The organism is Paraburkholderia sp. RL17-337-BIB-A (assembly GCF_046025895.1).
GTDB lineage: Bacteria > Pseudomonadota > Gammaproteobacteria > Burkholderiales > Burkholderiaceae > Paraburkholderia > Paraburkholderia fungorum_C.
Map to the genome: position 1 here is coordinate 768668 of NZ_JARESY010000003.1, position 16524 is coordinate 785191.

The window sequence follows — 16524 nt, forward strand, 5'->3', positions numbered from 1 at the left end:
ATAAGGCGTGATCTTCGGGAGAATCTGATGCAACAAAAAAACACCAACTCTTTCCGTCGTTTGAGTCTTCTTCGGATGGGCCGACGAAAAAAGCAGTCAGGTGAACTGTCGCTGATCGAGGCGGGGGCATACATGGCGGGCGCTGCGCTGCTGGCCATAGCGGTCATTAAAGGCAGCACCTATGTCTACACGCTGATCAAGTCCTCTGAGTTCACCAGCGAAGCGCAGATGTTTCACACCGGTATCCTCAATGCGACGCAGAACGATGCTGACTTTTCTACTGAGACCCTAACAACGTTGGCGACAAACCGGGCGTTCGACTCGGCCGGAGCGCGTCTGGCTAGCGACAAGTCGTCGCTGAAAGGGATCTTCAATCAGCCCGTCACTGTCAGTGTCGGAACACTCAGCACGGCGAACGACTCTCTGATTCTGAACTATCAGGTGCCTGCCGCCGTATGCGCAATGAGCGTTGCCGCGTTGACCAACACGTTCTCGCAGGTAGGTGCGAACAGCACGACGCTCTCGGGGCCGACCACAACTTTCAGCAGCACTACGGCGGGCACTGCGTGCGCATCTGCGGGGGCCTACGCGACGCTTCAGCTTTACACGTCGCGCACGTAACGGGGCGATAGGACCATGGGCAGCTTGCTCGAAATGATGTTCGTCCTTTTGGGTTCAGCGATCCTGACAGTGCAGGGCATCAAGCTAGACATTGAGCATCAGCGCGCGACGATGCTGGCGCTGGAAGGACAGAATGAAGCGACGTTGGTGACCGCTTTTCAGGGGTACATCTCTGACAACTTTGGGGCGATCCTGACGCAGTACACCGCCTCAGGTAATAACGCGACCATCACGCCTCCGACGATCGCTCAGCTCGTAGCGGCGGGCAATCTCAAACAGGCACACAAAAGCGGGCCGTATTGGGGTGGTGCGTACGTCACAACTATGACGATGGTGCCATCAGGCTGCACGCAGACAGCGGGGAACTGCCACGTCGCCTTCACGATGTATCCGACCACGCAACTTTTGAAGGGCGGGAAGCCGGACGTCGCTGGTGCTGCACAGGTCGCCGTGGCCGGCTCGAAGCTGGCGGGCACGAGCCAGTTTGGCTATTCGAACGCACAGAGCCCAGCGCAGATCACGGGCATCAACGGGTCATTCACGGCAAGCAACCCGCTCGGCTCGAAAGCTGCGTCGATCATGGCGACCAACGGACCTGCGACCGACGGGGACTCGGTCTACATCCGGCGCGACGGTAGCCTGACCTGGACCGGCGATCAGAACGTGAACGGTGTATCGCTGCACAACGTCCAGAATCTGGACGCCACGGGCACGATCAGCACAGGCCGTTTAACCGTTTCTGGCTCATCGAGTCTCGGCACGGCGACGGCCACGACGCTTAACACTACGGGAAATACCACGGTCGGCGGAACGCTCACAGTTGCGCGTACGATCCAGGCCGGGGCCATAGGTGCGCCGCGCGCGTCCTGTAGTCCATTGGGTGCGCTAGCATCGAATAGCGACGGGCGAGGGCAGGCGCTTTCCTGCCAGAACTTGAATGACGGCGCGGGTCCGATCTGGATGCCGGTCGGCGGTCCTACGCAAACCTATAACTTTTATCAGGTTTGGAATGGTTCGGTGGTGCCGTCCCCGTCATGCTTCGCCGGGGGCTCTCCGCAAATGCGATTGGTGCCGCAGACCTTCCGGGTCGATACGACTGCGGCGGTGAATTTCGCTGGCCCTGGTTCGGGACCGTGGACGATTTCGATCACAAACGGTTCGGGTTCAGGTACGTCAAATGTGGATGGAGGCGCTATCGGTACAGGCGAAGTTGAAACCTACTGCTCGTACTAAATATCGATTGAACGGTGAGAAAAATATTTAATTTTTTGATCCTGTGCGTGGGTCTTCTTGCTGGATAACACGCATGGGCACAGCGCGAGCATTGCTCGTATGGTTTTCAGGACTCATCGTGCGGGCCAACAATCTCGACTTCGGCACAGACGCCTCCGCAGTGCTCTACTGGCCCAGGTTGGACGACTGGTGCGGCGGCGCTTTGGCAGGGCTCGCACTTCTCGTCGCCGCAGTGTAATTACCAAGCGCCGCCGCAATGTCCCGCAGGATGGGACACAACGGGGTCGCCGGGATGGACTGGTAGTGCATGGACAGGTCCGTTTTGTCAGATACCGCAGCCACCAGGACCAAATACTTGCCAGTACGGCTTTGCTAGTGGCCCTACGTGGACGGGTAGCTCGTGGTCATATTCCTGTAATGCACCGCCGCCACCGCCGCCTCCGGTTTCTTCCGACCCGATTGCACACTGCAAAGCTAACGCTGTCGCTGCTGGATACAGCGTGCCTCCCGGTCTGGCGGCGACAACGCAGAAGATCGGTAGCTACACACAGGTTGCGATGTGCTACGTCACTGGCCCGTACTACGCTGGCGGCGGACCAAGCGGGGGCACTGACTACGAGTACGCGTGCTTCTTCAACAATTCAGACGGCTCGCAGTACATGCCCGACCGGACGATGATTTGGTCCTACTGTCAAGGGTATTCCGGTAACTGAAGTTGCAGTATCAGCAGTAAGAAAAGCGCCCGGAGAGGCGCTTTTTTCCTAATGAGTTTCAACAGGTTTGGAGAGTTATCACGATGAAAAAGCTTTTCAAGTTTTTAATATTATGTATGGGTCTCTTCATCGGTAGTCAGGTGTGGGCTCAGGCACAGCATACACACTGCTCCTACGGCTTCCAGGATTCATCTTGCGGGTCCAAGATCGCAACTGCTGCGCAGACGCCTCCAGCGTGTTCTACTGCGGCAGGATGGACGACGATTGCAGGCGCACGTTGGCAAGGTTCTCATTTCTCGTCGCCGCAATGCAACTATCAACCGCCGCCGCAATGTCCGGCAGGATGGGACACAACAGCATCCCCAGGTTGGACAGGTAGCGCGTGGACGGGTCCGTTTTGCCAGATTCCACAGCCACCGGGACCAAATAACTGTCAGTATGGTTTCGCGAGTGGCCCCACGTGGACGGGTAGCTCGTGGACATACACCTGTAACGCCCCACCGCCTCCAACGCCTACGGTAACGTGTGCAAGTGAAGCGGCGGCGCAGGGATACACCTTAACGAACAATTTTGGCAAGCAGGGGCCATTCACCGGCTACTATACAAATTTCGATGGCTCGTATGGTCATGGCACCTATTACAACCAACAGTATGGTGCGACGGGGCCGGTCTGGACCGACACTTGTGGTACTTCCGGCAACACATACATCTTGTACTGCCCTGTCAGTCCAACGGACGGAAGCGCGATGGGGCAACTCACGGGAAATACAACTTCGCCGGGACCTGCGGCTTGTGGCGGGCCAAATTAAACTTGACCTAGACAGGTTGTAGCGAAAAAGGGGTGCAGCCTTTGCGGGCTGCACCCCTTCTCTATTGACGTTCGGGAAAAACGATTTTCGGAAATAAAAAACCGCAAGTCATCGCACTGGCGGTTCTTCGTCAAGGGCTGCGCGAGCCCTTTGCGGCAGTGTTACCAGTTGATAGTCCCGGTCGTGAACGGGAACGGCGGCTTGGTGAAAGGCTTGCCATTCTGCGTGCCCGACACGTTGACCGTGTACGTGGTGTTCTCAGCCAGCGGCGTCGTCGGGTAGGCCACGGCTTCATACGGTTGAAGCTCCTTGTTCGGATCGTTAGCCGAATAAAGCAGTTGCAGGTTGATGACGTTGCCGGACGGATCGGTCATCGTGCCGGAAGTCAGCACAATCGTATCGGTCACGTTGCCCATGACGATAACCGGCGTGCCCCACGGACCCGAAGTGTTCGGCGGCGTCGGGGTTTCCGTATGAGCCTTGGGCGGAAGACCTGTAACGCCTTGGCACGGGAAGGTCAACGGTGCGCCCGTGGTGAGTTGCTGAATCGACGTATCTTCAAGCGTCGCCGAGCCCCACGCAGCCGGGAAACCGGACAGCGACGTTTCGTATTCGCCAATACCGATTTTCGTAACGGGAGTCAGCACAACCGGAGCGTGGTACACGCCGGTAAACCATTGGTTCACCAGCAGTTGGCCGTATTGCGTTTCCGTAAGTGCTGCGGCGGTCCAGTGGGCCGCGCTCACGCCGCCGCCGATTGCATTGGTGGTCGGAAATCCGAAATGCGCAGCACGATCAAGATAAGTCACGCCGGTAAAGCCTTGCTGACCAGCCGTTTCGTTGTCGGCCACCGTGTTGTTCAATCCTTCCCACATCGCATGCGCTTGCGCAGCTTGATCGAGAACCGTGTTTTGCTGAACTGCCGGGAAACCGCATTGCTGACGATAGGCGTTCACCTGATTAAACATCGCAAGCGTGGCGCTGTTCGCTGCGTATTGCGGGGTGGGTTGAGTGCCCGTTACCGGAGAGCTGGCCGAACTCGGAGCGCTGGCCGAACCCGGAGCGCTTGCGGGTGTGCCCGCAGCGGGCGAGCTGCTTCCACCACCACCACCACCACCACCACCACCACCGCATGCAGCGACGAGGATAGCAGCCGCAACTACGGCGGAAGTCAGTGTAAAAGTGCTTTTGATGGTCATTTTTCTGGCCCTAGTCGTTAGTGCAGTCGCCCCCGCGATCTGCTTACTTTCATCTTATCGAGCGCAATCCCAAGTCAAGGCAGCGTCGGCCGCAACTCTCGGAAAGCGTGAATGCTTACCCCAAATTTCGCGTGCGCTGGCATTGTAAAGAGCGGTAAGCCATTGCGGCGAGAGTGTCGTTGCGTAGGCGCAACCGTTTGCTACCGCCGTCCGGAGCGGTTCCTTCGCCGGTTTATGCGTATTGCAATAAAAAGCGCGGCGAGCAGAGTGCCGGCGACCGCTGGCTGCTGTTGTCCAACCGTCGAGAGCATCAATGAGCCTCCCCAGGCCAGCGCGAGAAAGAACACAAGGTGCTTGAATGCCTTGCTGTCCAGCACGCGCAGAATCCGACCGCCCGATCGCGCGCACTGCTTCGCATACTGCTCGTTGGATCTTTCGAGGTCGAACGTCTCAGGCGTCGCCTGCCGGTGCGCTTTGTAATGCCGCTCGTACTGATTGAAGCGAGCGTCGCCGCGGCCTCTGAGCCAGGCCGCGACGCTGTCGCCAAAGAGATAAGCGAAGTCCTGCATATCAGTGCATCACGTCCGAGCAGAACTCCACCGCGCCAATCACACCCGAGATGCATTGGCCGTCGGCTTCGGCGTGGAACTCGCCAGTCTCAATGTCGCGCCAGCCGAACTGGACCCGGCCATCGTGAGAAAAGACCACCAATCCGATCTGAACCGCGAAATCCTGATGCATGGCCCGACCTCCGTTATTGTGATTGCTTGCGCTTGCCCACCTGACTCTTCGGCGCGAGAAGGTAATTGCAACCGGGGCAGCTAAAGTCCTTCGCGAGCTCGATCTTGCCTTCGCCGTTGGACAGGACGTAGTCGGTGCCACAGGCCCGGCACGGTGCCATCGTGAGACGGGAGTCCATGGCCATCGAACGCGTCAGGTAGTTGGCCCTGTCTGCCGTAATCACAAGGTTCCTGCCGAACATCTTCGCCATGACGTCATTTGCAGCTATCAGCGCCTGCGGAATGTTCGCCTTGTTTTCGAGGCCGTTGCGGTAGAGCCAGACATAGACCGAAGCTTGGAGTCGATGAACGGCCGTCTCGATGAACCAGGTCAGGGAACTCGCCCGACACCCGCAAGGTGAACTAACGCCGTGGATCTCGCGGTACAAAGCACGCGCCTTGTTCTGGTTAAGGCCAAACAGGTCGATCGCCGTCGCTGAGCGGCAACCTTGAGCCATCATCAGCCGGGCGAAATCTTCACGCTGGCTTCGCTCAAGCCGAAGGTCGGTCCACAAATGCTTGTAGGGCAGCGATCCTGCCCTTACTGGCGAGGTGGCCATGATGTAATGAGCAACGGTTTCCTCGGTCAGCCACCCAGCGCTGTATTCGAGCCAGAAGTTCTGATCGTGGAATCGCCACTGGAAAAGCGGAAAGCTGATGGAGCCAACGGCTTTTTCGAGCCGTGCCATTGGCACCTGCTTCAGGTAAGCAGCCATTTCGGTCGAGATGCCTAGCAGCGGCACGGCGACGATGCTCATATGCAGCACGTCTTTCAGCAGTTGCACGTACGACAGGTTGTAGTGGTAGACGTCACGGCTGGTGACCTGGCTAGCCTGGGCATCGCCGCGATGAGGCTTTCTACTTTGGGCGAGTGCATTACTCCGTCGACAAAGCTTTCCCAGTCTCGCGGATCGTCGAGGACCGGTGAGAGCGCGAGGAACGGCATGTTCATCAGGGTGGCCTTTGCCCCAATGTGTTCATCGAATGTCGCGACGTTGTCGAGCGAAAGCGAAAACACGGATTGCATCCGGCCGTTCGCGCCGATCGAACGGCGCATGAAGTCGGTCAGAGCGAAATTGCCGCGCTGCACTTTCTCCGTCAACCAATCGGAGAGAAGAAGGTTTTGCGGCTCACTATGGCCGTAGAGACTAACTTTAAGCATTTTTTCTTTTCGTACTCTATGCGAGCGGCATGAGCCGCTCAACCCCGTTAACAGCGTCTTAGCCTTTCGTGCGCTGCAGAGCTGCCTCGATTTCTGACACGTACTTGCGCATCGTCGCGGCGATCGCTTCAAGTGTCGAATTGAATTCGGTTGGGTCAGCCGACGCCTGGACCGCCAGTTGCACGGTTGCCATCTTTGCTGCAATCGATGCCCACGCCGTGGTGAGATCTGCTACAGCGTTTTTGACCGCAATACGAGCATCGAGCGCGGCTTGGCTTTCACGCAGGCTGGCCTCGAGTTCCGCCTTCCGCGCGTCCAGCAACTGTTTTTCCCTCAATTTTTCGTCTAACTGGCTCGAGAGACCGTCCAGCGCTTCTTTGAGCGACGTGTACGATGGGGGCAGCGTTTCAACCGGAACTTCGACTCGCTCTACCTTTGGCGGAGAGCTTTCCAGCGCCATAAACCTGTCAGCCAGTTCCTTGTACTCCTTGTTCTTGTCGGCCAACGCCTTCTCAAGGGCCGGATATCCAGCTGAGTTCTTAGCGAGCATCTCAGAGAGAGTGGCTATGCTCTTCTCCTGTTCGAGGATCGCCCGTTCGTGGTCGGCAATCGTGTGCTTCAAATGGCCGTTTTCCCGCGCGCTCTGATCGAGGGCTAGCTTGCTGTCAGCGAGCAAACCTTCGATGTTAGCCACGTGAGTTTCTTTATCCGCGATCTCTTCTTCTTTCAGCCGGAGCGCTTTTACGAGCTTCGCGACGTCCTCGCGGGACATATCTGGCGTCGCCTGCTTCTGCTTAACAACAGCTTCGATCTGCTCATCGGTTACGTCATCCGCGGCCAGTATCCGTAGCTCACCAAAGCTGAACATCTGCACAGCTTCGGCTTTGTCCGCGAACTTCATATGACAGCGCATGTAGTTGTATGCAGAAGCCCGCGTCAGCTTCATGGCCCGTTCGAAGAAAGCAAAGCACAGTTGCGCGCCTCGTCTCTGACTCTTTGGGGTGTCACCGACCAGGCCGGTGTGATGGTTGATCGCCATCGTCATCATTTGCTGGAGGTGCCCGCCCAGAATGATCAGTTCTGAGACGACCTTCTCCCGCGACTCGGAGACGGCCATCATGTGTTCGACGAGGTTGGCCACCAGTTCGGTGGTCTCTGCGCCGCCGCCGAATACGTCACGTGCCGCATCCGCGATCTTGTCGCGGGTAGCAGCTTTCGGGTCCTGCATGCTGAACACTAATTCGTCCAGCGGGTCGAAGGGCACCATTTGCCCAGCGTTAGCGTCGGTCGGGGGCAGTGAGCCCTTGGTTACGAACCCCGACACCAGCCCGCGCCCATTGGGCCGGCGATCGGGACTGGACGTCTTGCCATTTTGCATTCTTCTCTCCAGAAGTTAATAGGAACGACCACCCTGGTTGTCGTCGTCAGATTGAGCAGATCGCTCGTTAGACCGGACGGCGCAAATGCCGCGCTGTCACTTAATGGTTTGCGCTTGGACGGTCGTCGCTGTTGCCGCCTCCTGGCAGTTGCGGGGACGCCGAAGAGTCGTCGCTGGTCTGCTCCAATAACGATTTCAAGCGCCCCATGAATGCTTCCCCCGTCATCTCAAATTTGTAAGAGAGAGTAACGCTAAGGATCCGAGGTGCAGCCCTCGAAAGGCGCGCATTTTGTACCGCCTTTCGCCAGAGCGCCCCGCTTTTGTCGCTCCAAAGAAAAAACCCTAAGATTTTGTTATCGGTCGCATTCCTGAAACATTTAGTGACAGCTGTGGAGTCCTACACTATGGGATTTGTGACGCGTAAAAGTTACCTGGGTACGCGGACTCGGTGCGCCTCCATCGCGGCGTGGGACGTGTCGACCAGAAGGGCTATTGCGGCGGTCGGCTTCCGCACGTCCACGGGCGGCATCCCGCCGTAGATGTCGCGTCTCGCGCGCAGCCAGTGCGAAAGGTCGCCAAGAGAAGGAAGGTCCGAATGCAGCGCGGGGCTGAGATGTGCATCCTCAGAGACAAGCAACCCTGCGCTGGCGACGGGCCACAGCGAGGGAAGGCGGCTGCGCAAAAAACGCAACCTTTGTCCGGTTCTGTTCGAGCGGCGATCGACGGTCCTGGGCGTTACCGTCGCGATCTGTCCTCGTCAGGAATCCGGGGGCCGACGCGGGACTGATGAAGCCCGACCAATTTTTCGTCTCGGATACGAAGATGCCGAACGGGGTGACGGCGAGGTGATCGATCTCCGCGGTGGGGAAATCGGTGCCAGGCGCGTGCTCGATGATGATTGGCCCGTTGAAGAGAGAATAGTCCGCGCCGCAGAGAGCGGTCAGGCCGTCGCGCAACTTAGCCTGAGCTTTGGCTTCGCCAGCCTCGCCGAGCGCCGCGCTGCGGTCCTTTGGCTTGTGCCGGAATAGGTCGCCAATCAACGGACGTTTCTTGCGGGTGAGTAGTTTCAATGCGGCGACGCCCAGAAGGATCTCGAAAAACATTGCTGCCCCAATGCGTTGTTGATGGGACCAGCTTGACACGTCCTCATCGAAGTCAAGGAAGCGAAAGACGTCGAATTCGCAGTGCAACGCGAAAGCGCACATGTTTTTTGGAGCTTTACCCCCGCTGAGTCGCGGGGCGATGCGTAAAGTGATTCCTATCCCCGCGTCTTCGACGCATCGACCTGAGTTTTTGGCCCTTTCAGTACCTGCGGCCGACCTCTATCCATCTGTTCACTTCCGCCGATAGCTGCTTTTGTCACGACTCAACAGAGCCGTGAGGAAAGCGTCTCTCCGCGCGCCCGATTTCCCTGCTCGGATGAGCATCGAAACGGTCCAGTGCCTTCCAGCCTGGACATCCCTTAGTGCGTTAATTTTTCTGGAGAGAAAAATGCCGAAGCTGTTCTTGATGAAGGCGACGCGTTCGCCAATGTGGTTCTTTGCTGTGTGCTTCGGCCTTTGGTTCGCGATGCACTCGTTTTTCGCCGCTCTTTTCGTCGGTTTCGTTGCTTACCAGTGGGTCAAAGCATCCATTCGCAAGACAATGAAAGACGAAAAAGAATCGAGCGACAAAAGTTCAGCAACGCCGGCGACTGCCCAGCCTCAGGCTGAAGCAGTCCCGACGGCGTCTGTAACCCCTATCAAACGACAGTACGCCAAGTCGCCTGTCGTTGTTCCGCTTAAAACCGGCACCGGCGAATAGTCGGCCCGCCACTGACCGCAAAGATGCCCCTCTGGGGCATCTTTGCAACTTCACCCCGACGGGAACCGACCCGTTGTGGGCATGGGTTCCCGTTCACCGGAGATAACCCATGGAAACCGAAATCACGGCATGGCAACTCGATATGTTTGGCGGGGAATTGCCAATCCTTGCCATTCCGCCTCTCAAGCCTGAGCCGCTTCCCGATCCGAAGTTCTGGAGCGAAGCGGTTCGCGAAAAAATGGTCGACGCACTTGTCGGCTTCGCCACTGACAGTCGTCGCGGCGACAACATGCCCGAGTCGCTGATGGATTGCTGCACGCTCCTGAGCGACAGGCTTCGCAACCGCAAAAAGCTTGAACTCGACGATTACCGGGCAACGCTCGGCTGGGTGATGGAGTTCTGGGACGGCGCTCTGCCGTACCGGTACGTCTGTCTCGTGAACGGCGTCGACCCTGAGATCCTTCAGGACGTCATCGTCAGCAACCCGCTGCTGAAGCGCGACATGGAAGACGTTCGTCGCTGCTGCTTCGGCTCCTTGTTGTAGGAGAGCCGAAAATGACAACACCAACATTCAGCAAGGTCCTGGGCGGCATCTTTGGCATTGGCGAGCCGGTATCACCGGCAACTCCCGCGCCAATAGTTGTAGGGCAAGGGGGGCGCAACGAGCGTCAGCTGGTGATCGCTGGCGAAGCCCGGCTTTTTCGCGATGAGGGCGACGTGGTGGTGCAGTTTCGCCCGGCCTTCGATTACGAATTGCGTGACACGCCGGTCAGCATGAAGCTGGTCCCGTCACTCGAACCTCACTGGGCCGTCATTAGCGAACATCCCGGCCCGCTAAGGGACGCGATCGCTGCAGCGATCATGGCAGCCGCTCCGCCAGTTACCCGGGAGCGTGAGGCTGCGCAGGAAGAGCGTCCCCGTGCACGCGCGCAAGTCAAGCCAGCTACCGCACCGGTCGTGATCGAGAATGCGGTACCGGCGTTGGCATCGCCCACGAAAGCGCCGGTCGCACCTCGCATGGAACGTTCGCATTACGGCGTCGTAACGGAGTGGGGTGAGCGCGAGTTCCCGGATGGCAAGCGACCCGGCAAGACCTATGAGTCGTTCTGCCTGACGCTGGAGCACCGTGGACAGACCCGCGTGTTGCAGGGCGAAGGCCTGCGTGACGCGATCGCGGAGACGCACTGCCGCATTGGAGATCGCGTCGAAGTCCGGCGACTTGGCAAGACGAAGGTGCCCGCAGTCAATTCGCGCGGGGAGCCCATTCTTGATCCGACAGGCGCTCAAGTCCTGTGGGACAAGTGGCTGTGGTCTATCAAGAAGAAGTCTTGATCGCCATTCAGCGCGTCTGATCCCGAACCTCCTCACCTTTGTTCCTGTATCGGCTCACCTTTTCGCTGCCTTGACCATCCCTTACGGGGCGGCAGGGCGCGAAAGGTGAGTTTTCCCTCCTCGCACCTTTCCGTGATCCCAACCGGCAGCGCCGTCCTTGCTGAGAAAAGCCGTTTCGCGTGCCTCGCGCGTGACAGACGGCTTTTCTGAGCAACGGTTTCACCGCCTGTAAAGGCATCGACCTCAACCACACCACTAATGGAGTGACATATGAATGTTAAGGACCTGAAACTGTCCCCCGAACAGTGGGTAGCGTTGCTCCAGAAGTACGGAGTACCCGCAGCCTCATTGACCGGCAAAGGGTCGCCTTGTCCCATTTGCGGCGGTAACGACCGCTTTACTTATGACAACAAGCGCGGCCGCGGCGACTGGGTGTGCCGCAAGTGCAATGAAGGAAGCATGAAGGCCGGAGACGGCTTCGAGCTTATCTGCAAAGCAGTCGGTATCACCTTTCGCGAGCTGATGCTCGAACTCGCCGGCGGCGTCCCGTTGCCGGCGCGTGACGCGCCAGGCTCCTCGGCGCCTTCGCCAGGTCGCAAGGCCGATCCGGCATGGGCGCGAAAGAGGCTCGAGTCGATGTGGGAGAACGCTGCGGCGCATGGGCGGGACGATCTCATATCGAGGTATCTGCGAGAGCGTGTGCCGGGCCTCGACCTTTCGTCGTCGCCGGCACTCCGGCTGGCAATGCTTGAGTACCGGCATGAAAAGAAGGTGATCGGTAAGTGGCCTGGCGTTCTCGCCAGATTCACGCTGCCCGACGCACGCCTCGGCACACTTCATCGGACCTTCCTTGATCGGTCGAAGCCCGCGAAGGCAACGATCATCACTAACGATGGTGAAGTTCTGCCTTCAAAGATGAACGACGTGACGTTGCACAAACTGAACGGCGGCGCAGTCCGGCTGATGGAGCCGGTCAACGGCGAGATCGGTGTGGGCGAGGGGCTCGAATCGGTGCTCGGCGCGCATATGCTTTTTGGCGTGCCGGTCTGGTACTGCCTTAACCGCGTGTTGCTCTCCGATTTCGTTGTTCCCGATGGCCTAGGGATACGCGTAGTGCACATCTTCGCGGACTTTGATGCAGTAGATCCGAAAACGCGGAAGTCGCCTGGGATGGCTGATGCGCTGGTGCTTGCCAAGCGCCTTCGCGCTGACGGCTACACCGCAATCGTTCACCGCCCCAAGGTTCGCGGGACTGACTTTGCGGACGAATGGATGGCGTCGTGTAACAAGCCTCGGGGTCGAGCCGGCCCCGTGCGGTTCGGCGGGACGCGAGAGGCACTGCATATCTGATTAACGGCGGCTTCGTCCGCTCAGTCGTTGTTCTTAACCGCCCGGTGGGGATTCGTCCCCGCCGGGGCCGCAATCCGTCTGGGCCTTCCCTATGGAGAGAAGCATGTTCAAGATGATTGTTGGCCGGTTTGAGATTGTTGCTACCTCGGGCATCAAGAATGGTTCGGTACGAGTCGGCAAGTCAGAAGCGCAGGCTTACGACGTGATCGACCGGCGTAAAACCGGCATTGTTACGCCGGAGAAGCGCGGCGTGGAGCTGGACGACGCGTGGTCTTATTGCGTACGCTACCAGGGTCGAGCTCGCGGTATCGCCTTATTGCATTGACTCAACCCCATAACGACAAACCCGGCCATTGGCCGGGTTTTTTTCGGTGCGCCGAGCATGCGCAACAGCTTGGGGGTGCAAGTCCCCTGCCCAACCTGATGGTGGTGAAGGGCTAGTGAAACGCAAGGGCGTCGTCGCGAGGCGGGGTCTGAAGGAAGCGTGGAGCAAAGCCACGACCTGACGAACAGAAACCAGATATGAGGCCTACCCGGCCGGACGAGCGAGCCGATGATCGCGAAGTCCATAACCATCAAGGCCCGGGGTGGTAGATCTGGCAGGCGTGTGGCGAAGGCGGTTGTGCTTACCTCGGGAGGCCTGCCCGGTGTCCTGGACTCAGGACTGAGCAACTTGCAAGGGTTGCTGATCGCCGTGCAGGAGTCAGCAGCGGGCATAGTAGGGCGGCGACGCCTGAAGGCCCAAACGGAGAGGAGCGGCGAGTAAGCCGGAGAACTCGACATGGGAGAGCAGCAGAAAACGCAACGCGTCCTTGACGGCGGAGGTCTGGGTGAAGCCCGGATGACCGTCGCCCGAGGGGCTGAACCTATGGCGGCGAACCCCGAAACTGAAAGCCCGTCGGCTTGTGACCGACTGATGGAAGAAGTCTGTGAGCGGGGAAACCTGCAACGGGCGTTGAAACGTGTGAAGGCGAACAAGGGTGCGCCGGGCGTGGACGGTATGACGGTTCAGGCACTACCGGCGTACCTGCGTGAGCATTGGCCGTCGATACGGGCCTCATTGCTCGAAGGAACCTACAAGCCACAACCTGTGAGACGGGTCGAGATACCCAAGCCGGATGGAGGTGGCGTGCGTAAGCTCGGCATTCCCTCTGCGCTTGACCGGTTCGTCCAGCAGGCGGTATTGCAGGTGCTGCAAAGGCAGTGGGACCCAACGTTCTCTGATACCAGTTACGGCTTCCGTCCGGGACGCTCGGCGCATCAGGCCGTGGCGCGCGCGCAAGACTACATTCAGGCGGGACATCGCTGGGTTGTAGATTTGGACCTCGAGAAATTCTTCGATCGCGTGAGCCACGATATCCTGATGAGCCGGGTGGCCAGGCGGGTCAGCGACAAACGGATGTTGAAGCTGATCCGCTCCTTCCTGACGGCGGGCGTGCTGGAGAACGGGCTGGTTGGCGCAACGGACGAAGGGACGCCCCAGGGCGGTCCCCTGTCACCGTTGTTATCCAATCTGATGCTCGACGATCTCGACCGGGAGCTTGAGCGGCGCGGACTGCGATTCGTGAGGTACGCCGACGACTGTAACGTCTACGTACGCAGCGAACGCGCTGGCCAACGGGTGATGGCGGGGCTGAAGGCCTTCCTCACCGGCAAGCTGAAGCTGAAGGTCAATGAGGCGAAGAGCGCGGTCGCGCGGCCACACACGCGGAAGTTTCTGGGATTTAGCTTCTCGAACCGGGATCAGGTCAAACGGCGCATTGCGCCCAAGGCACTAGCCCGCTTCAAGGAACGAATCCGGGACCTGACCCAACGCGCACGAGGGATCAGCATCGAGCAGTTGATGGAGCGGCTCAAACGCTACCTTACCGGGTGGCGCGGTTACTTCGGCTTCTGCGAGACGCCCAGCACATTACAGCGGCTGGATGAGTGGGTACGACGCCGTGTTCGCTGCGTCTTCTGGAAACAATGGAAGAACAGCACCAAACGGTTCCGGGAGTTGACGGCCCGCGGCGTCGATCGGGATCTGGCTGCCCAAACGGTCGGCTCCCCGCACTCGGCATGGCGACTGAGTAACAGTCCCGCCCTGCAACGCGCCCTCACCAACCGCTATCTTGGCTCTCTCGGCCTTCCATCGTTACGCACATAGCCGGCCAACTGATCCGAACCGCCGTGTACGGACCCGTACGCACGGTGGTGTGGGAGGGGTCGGGCCGCGAGGCCTGCCCCTATCCCGATCCCTGGGTCGATGAATTGGTTCACCACGGAGAGGTCTTGATCCGGAAGACGATCTTCAACAGCAGAAACATCATGAACAGGAAAGGGCGCAGTACGCCGATCGCCCACAGAAATGCGATGCCGCAAATCATAAAGACCGAAACGGTGAGATCGCATTTGGGCAATAAAACGTCGATAGCAATGAAGCCGAAAAGCGCGGCGGCAACGATCGCACGGCGCGCGAGGGGATCCAGACTCCAGAATTTGTTAAGCATGATCGCTGTCCTTGTGAAGCCACGACAGCACCGCATCGCGCAGATGATAGGAAGACTCTAAGGCGGCAACGCCCACAGCCACCAGGAGCCAGAAGCGCGCGGCCCGAGTCCAGTCCGCGTTAGTTAGTACGTGCAAGAGGTCCATTGTTCCCACTCCATTGGTAAGGCCCGTCATGCAGGCCGATGACCTATCTTCGCAAATACGGCACGAAGTCAAGGCCACCGGCTGCAACTAGAACCCGGCGAACTGGTCGGCGATAGCCTCCGTGTCGAATCGCCGGGTGCCGGCGACCGACGGATCGGCAGCGGGCCGCTGTGTTGGTTGCACCGCGGCCAACGGCGCGGCTCCAGTAGAGAGTGTAGGTACGGGACCGCTTTCTACCATATCTGTTGCGCCTGCGGAGCGCCGGGGCGTCGGCGCGTCGGTCATCTGCAGGGACGGCGCGTCAAACAGGGCGGGGTCGACGCGTCTCGGTCCTCCGCCGTTGAGCGCCGCTCGTGCCAACGCCCTAAGCGCGCCGGCGCGCAGGCGCTCGTTGTCGAACTGTTTGATGTAGGCGAAGAGATCTGGGTCTGTCGCTTCGTTGAGCGTGACTTTGACCAGCGCCTTGCCAGTCATGCAGCGGCTCCGAGCGCCTTGCGTTCGCGTGCAAGCGTTGCCTCGCCGACGATCAGGAACCCCTTGGCGTTGGCATAGCACGGCGCCTCCAGCACGTCGAGCTGTACCCGCGGGAACGCGGCTCGTATTGCCGGTTCGTAGAGCGCCGCTCCGCCTCCCGTCAGTACGATCGAGCGCAGATCAGCGGTCCGACCAACGCGGTTCTGCATGTCCTTGACCGTTGAATTAACGACAGCCTGGGACTGTTCAAGATATGGGGCGAGGTCGATGTCTTTGCCGTAGAACAACAGCGGTTTCCTTTCGCGCAGACACTTGTCGATGCGCTCAATGTCGTCGACCGGTTCGCTTTCCTTTTTCGCAATCAGAGACGCAATGCTTTTATAAACATGTGACGCCCCGCCCGGAGCACCACCGCTGCGACGGTCATTCATCGTAAAGCCGTGAGCGACCACCCAGTCCGTCGTGAAGTAACCGACATCAATGACGAGGTGGGCGTTCTCGCGATCAAAGCGGCTTCCCCCATATTCGGAGAAGGAGACAAGCGATCCAAGCGGTTGCGGGACGACCTTGACCGAACCGACCTTGATCTCGCCATGACCGAAGTTGAGGGTTCCCGTGAACGCGTCGCGAAGATGCGCGGAGTACTTGGTGATGCTGTGAACAGGCAGCCCAAGCACCATGCGTTCGACCTCGGTTACGCCGGCAAAATGGAGGGATCCACCAAGCAGCGCTGCATAGTTGGCGGTGAGACAAAAATCTTCCGACAACGTCCGGCCCGCGTTGCCGTAAGCCGACGACAGTTCTACGCCGGGACCGATCTCATAGGTTGCGCCGTCTACCTCGATTGGCGCAACCTTGCGCGCGTGCAGCACGCCCTGTCCGAAGCCCGACACTGCGTCGCTGACCGCGATGGGCGCCAGCGACGGGAACATTTGCGTGGCGATGTCTGAACCCATACGGAACGCGCTTTTCGTGTTGCCGTAGCCGACGTCGACTGCGAATACTGATACTTTCATTGACTCTCTCCAGAGTTG

General features: G+C 59.1%; 19 protein-coding genes. 9 read left to right on the forward strand and 10 right to left on the reverse strand.

All coding sequences use genetic code 11. The features are described 5' to 3' along the window. The first annotated feature begins 27 nt into the window (after positions 1 to 27). From P0D84_RS41550 to P0D84_RS41560, 3 genes are all read left to right on the forward strand, one after another. Complete coding sequence (locus P0D84_RS41550) at positions 28 to 621, forward strand: hypothetical protein (protein ID WP_408348187.1); 594 nt, start codon at positions 28 to 30, stop codon at positions 619 to 621. Positions 622 to 636: 15 nt separating this feature from the next. Then, positions 637 to 1854 (forward strand): hypothetical protein, encoded by a 1218-nt coding sequence (locus P0D84_RS41555; RefSeq protein WP_408348190.1) that lies wholly within the window; start codon positions 637 to 639, stop codon positions 1852 to 1854. A gap of 73 nt (positions 1855 to 1927) precedes the next feature. After that, entirely contained in the window at positions 1928 to 2092 is a 165-nt protein-coding gene (locus tag P0D84_RS41560; RefSeq protein ID WP_408348193.1) for a hypothetical protein, read from the forward strand. Between the two features lie 1445 nt (positions 2093 to 3537). Here P0D84_RS41560 and P0D84_RS41565 read toward each other — a convergent pair. The 7 genes from P0D84_RS41565 to P0D84_RS41595 form a co-directional block, all read right to left on the reverse strand. Beyond that, entirely contained in the window at positions 3538 to 4575 is a 1038-nt protein-coding gene (locus P0D84_RS41565) for a CAP domain-containing protein (protein WP_408348195.1), read from the reverse strand. A gap of 200 nt (positions 4576 to 4775) precedes the next feature. Further along, positions 4776 to 5144, reverse strand: coding sequence for a hypothetical protein (locus P0D84_RS41570; RefSeq protein ID WP_408348198.1), 369 nt, complete (start codon positions 5142 to 5144; stop codon positions 4776 to 4778). Position 5145: 1 nt separating this feature from the next. Further along, on the reverse strand, positions 5146 to 5316 hold the full coding sequence (locus P0D84_RS41575; protein ID WP_167455805.1) for a hypothetical protein: 171 nt from the start codon (positions 5314 to 5316) through the stop codon (positions 5146 to 5148). A 13-nt stretch (positions 5317 to 5329) separates the two neighbouring features. After that, on the reverse strand, positions 5330 to 6139 hold the full coding sequence (locus tag P0D84_RS41580; protein ID WP_408348201.1) for a FlhC family transcriptional regulator: 810 nt from the start codon (positions 6137 to 6139) through the stop codon (positions 5330 to 5332). Beyond that, positions 6127 to 6516 carry a hypothetical protein gene (locus P0D84_RS41585; RefSeq protein ID WP_408348204.1) on the reverse strand — a complete coding sequence of 130 codons (390 nt, stop codon included), beginning with the start codon at positions 6514 to 6516 and terminating at the stop codon, positions 6127 to 6129. The genes P0D84_RS41580 and P0D84_RS41585 overlap by 13 nt, the downstream gene beginning before the upstream one ends. Before the next feature lie 58 nt (positions 6517 to 6574). Continuing rightward, positions 6575 to 7894 carry a hypothetical protein gene (locus P0D84_RS41590; RefSeq protein ID WP_408348207.1) on the reverse strand — a complete coding sequence of 440 codons (1320 nt, stop codon included), beginning with the start codon at positions 7892 to 7894 and terminating at the stop codon, positions 6575 to 6577. Between the two features lie 623 nt (positions 7895 to 8517). Further along, positions 8518 to 8997 carry a nuclease-related domain-containing protein gene (locus P0D84_RS41595; protein ID WP_408348210.1) on the reverse strand — a complete coding sequence of 160 codons (480 nt, stop codon included), beginning with the start codon at positions 8995 to 8997 and terminating at the stop codon, positions 8518 to 8520. 388 nt (positions 8998 to 9385) lie between these two features. On the opposite strand from P0D84_RS41595, the gene P0D84_RS41600 reads away from it, so the two are divergent. The 6 genes from P0D84_RS41600 to ltrA all read left to right on the forward strand — a co-directional run bounded on the left by P0D84_RS41600 (position 9386) and on the right by ltrA (position 14528). Beyond that, entirely contained in the window at positions 9386 to 9697 is a 312-nt protein-coding gene (locus tag P0D84_RS41600; protein ID WP_408348213.1) for a hypothetical protein, read from the forward strand. Positions 9698 to 9806: 109 nt separating this feature from the next. Then, positions 9807 to 10241: a hypothetical protein gene (locus P0D84_RS41605; RefSeq protein WP_408348216.1), complete on the forward strand. Its 435-nt coding sequence runs from the start codon at positions 9807 to 9809 to the stop codon at positions 10239 to 10241. A gap of 11 nt (positions 10242 to 10252) precedes the next feature. After that, a complete protein-coding gene (locus P0D84_RS41610; RefSeq protein WP_408348219.1) occupies positions 10253 to 11029 on the forward strand; it encodes a hypothetical protein in 777 nt (258 codons plus the stop codon). A gap of 270 nt (positions 11030 to 11299) precedes the next feature. Further along, entirely contained in the window at positions 11300 to 12379 is a 1080-nt protein-coding gene (locus P0D84_RS41615; RefSeq protein WP_408348222.1) for a primase-helicase zinc-binding domain-containing protein, read from the forward strand. Between the two features lie 103 nt (positions 12380 to 12482). Then, positions 12483 to 12704, forward strand: coding sequence for a hypothetical protein (locus P0D84_RS41620; protein WP_114200377.1), 222 nt, complete (start codon positions 12483 to 12485; stop codon positions 12702 to 12704). A 456-nt stretch (positions 12705 to 13160) separates the two neighbouring features. After that, a complete protein-coding gene (gene ltrA / locus P0D84_RS41625; RefSeq protein WP_408348226.1) occupies positions 13161 to 14528 on the forward strand; it encodes a group II intron reverse transcriptase/maturase in 1368 nt (455 codons plus the stop codon). Between the two features lie 109 nt (positions 14529 to 14637). Here ltrA and P0D84_RS41630 read toward each other — a convergent pair whose 3' ends face one another. The 3 genes from P0D84_RS41630 to P0D84_RS41640 all read right to left on the reverse strand — a co-directional run bounded on the left by P0D84_RS41630 (position 14638) and on the right by P0D84_RS41640 (position 16506). Continuing rightward, entirely contained in the window at positions 14638 to 14871 is a 234-nt protein-coding gene (locus P0D84_RS41630) for a hypothetical protein (protein WP_408348229.1), read from the reverse strand. Positions 14872 to 15103: 232 nt separating this feature from the next. Then, positions 15104 to 15490, reverse strand: coding sequence for a hypothetical protein (locus P0D84_RS41635; protein ID WP_408348232.1), 387 nt, complete (start codon positions 15488 to 15490; stop codon positions 15104 to 15106). Then, on the reverse strand, positions 15487 to 16506 hold the full coding sequence (locus P0D84_RS41640; RefSeq protein WP_408349772.1) for a PRTRC system protein D: 1020 nt from the start codon (positions 16504 to 16506) through the stop codon (positions 15487 to 15489). The genes P0D84_RS41635 and P0D84_RS41640 overlap by 4 nt, the downstream gene beginning before the upstream one ends. Between the last annotated feature and the right edge of the window lie 18 nt (positions 16507 to 16524).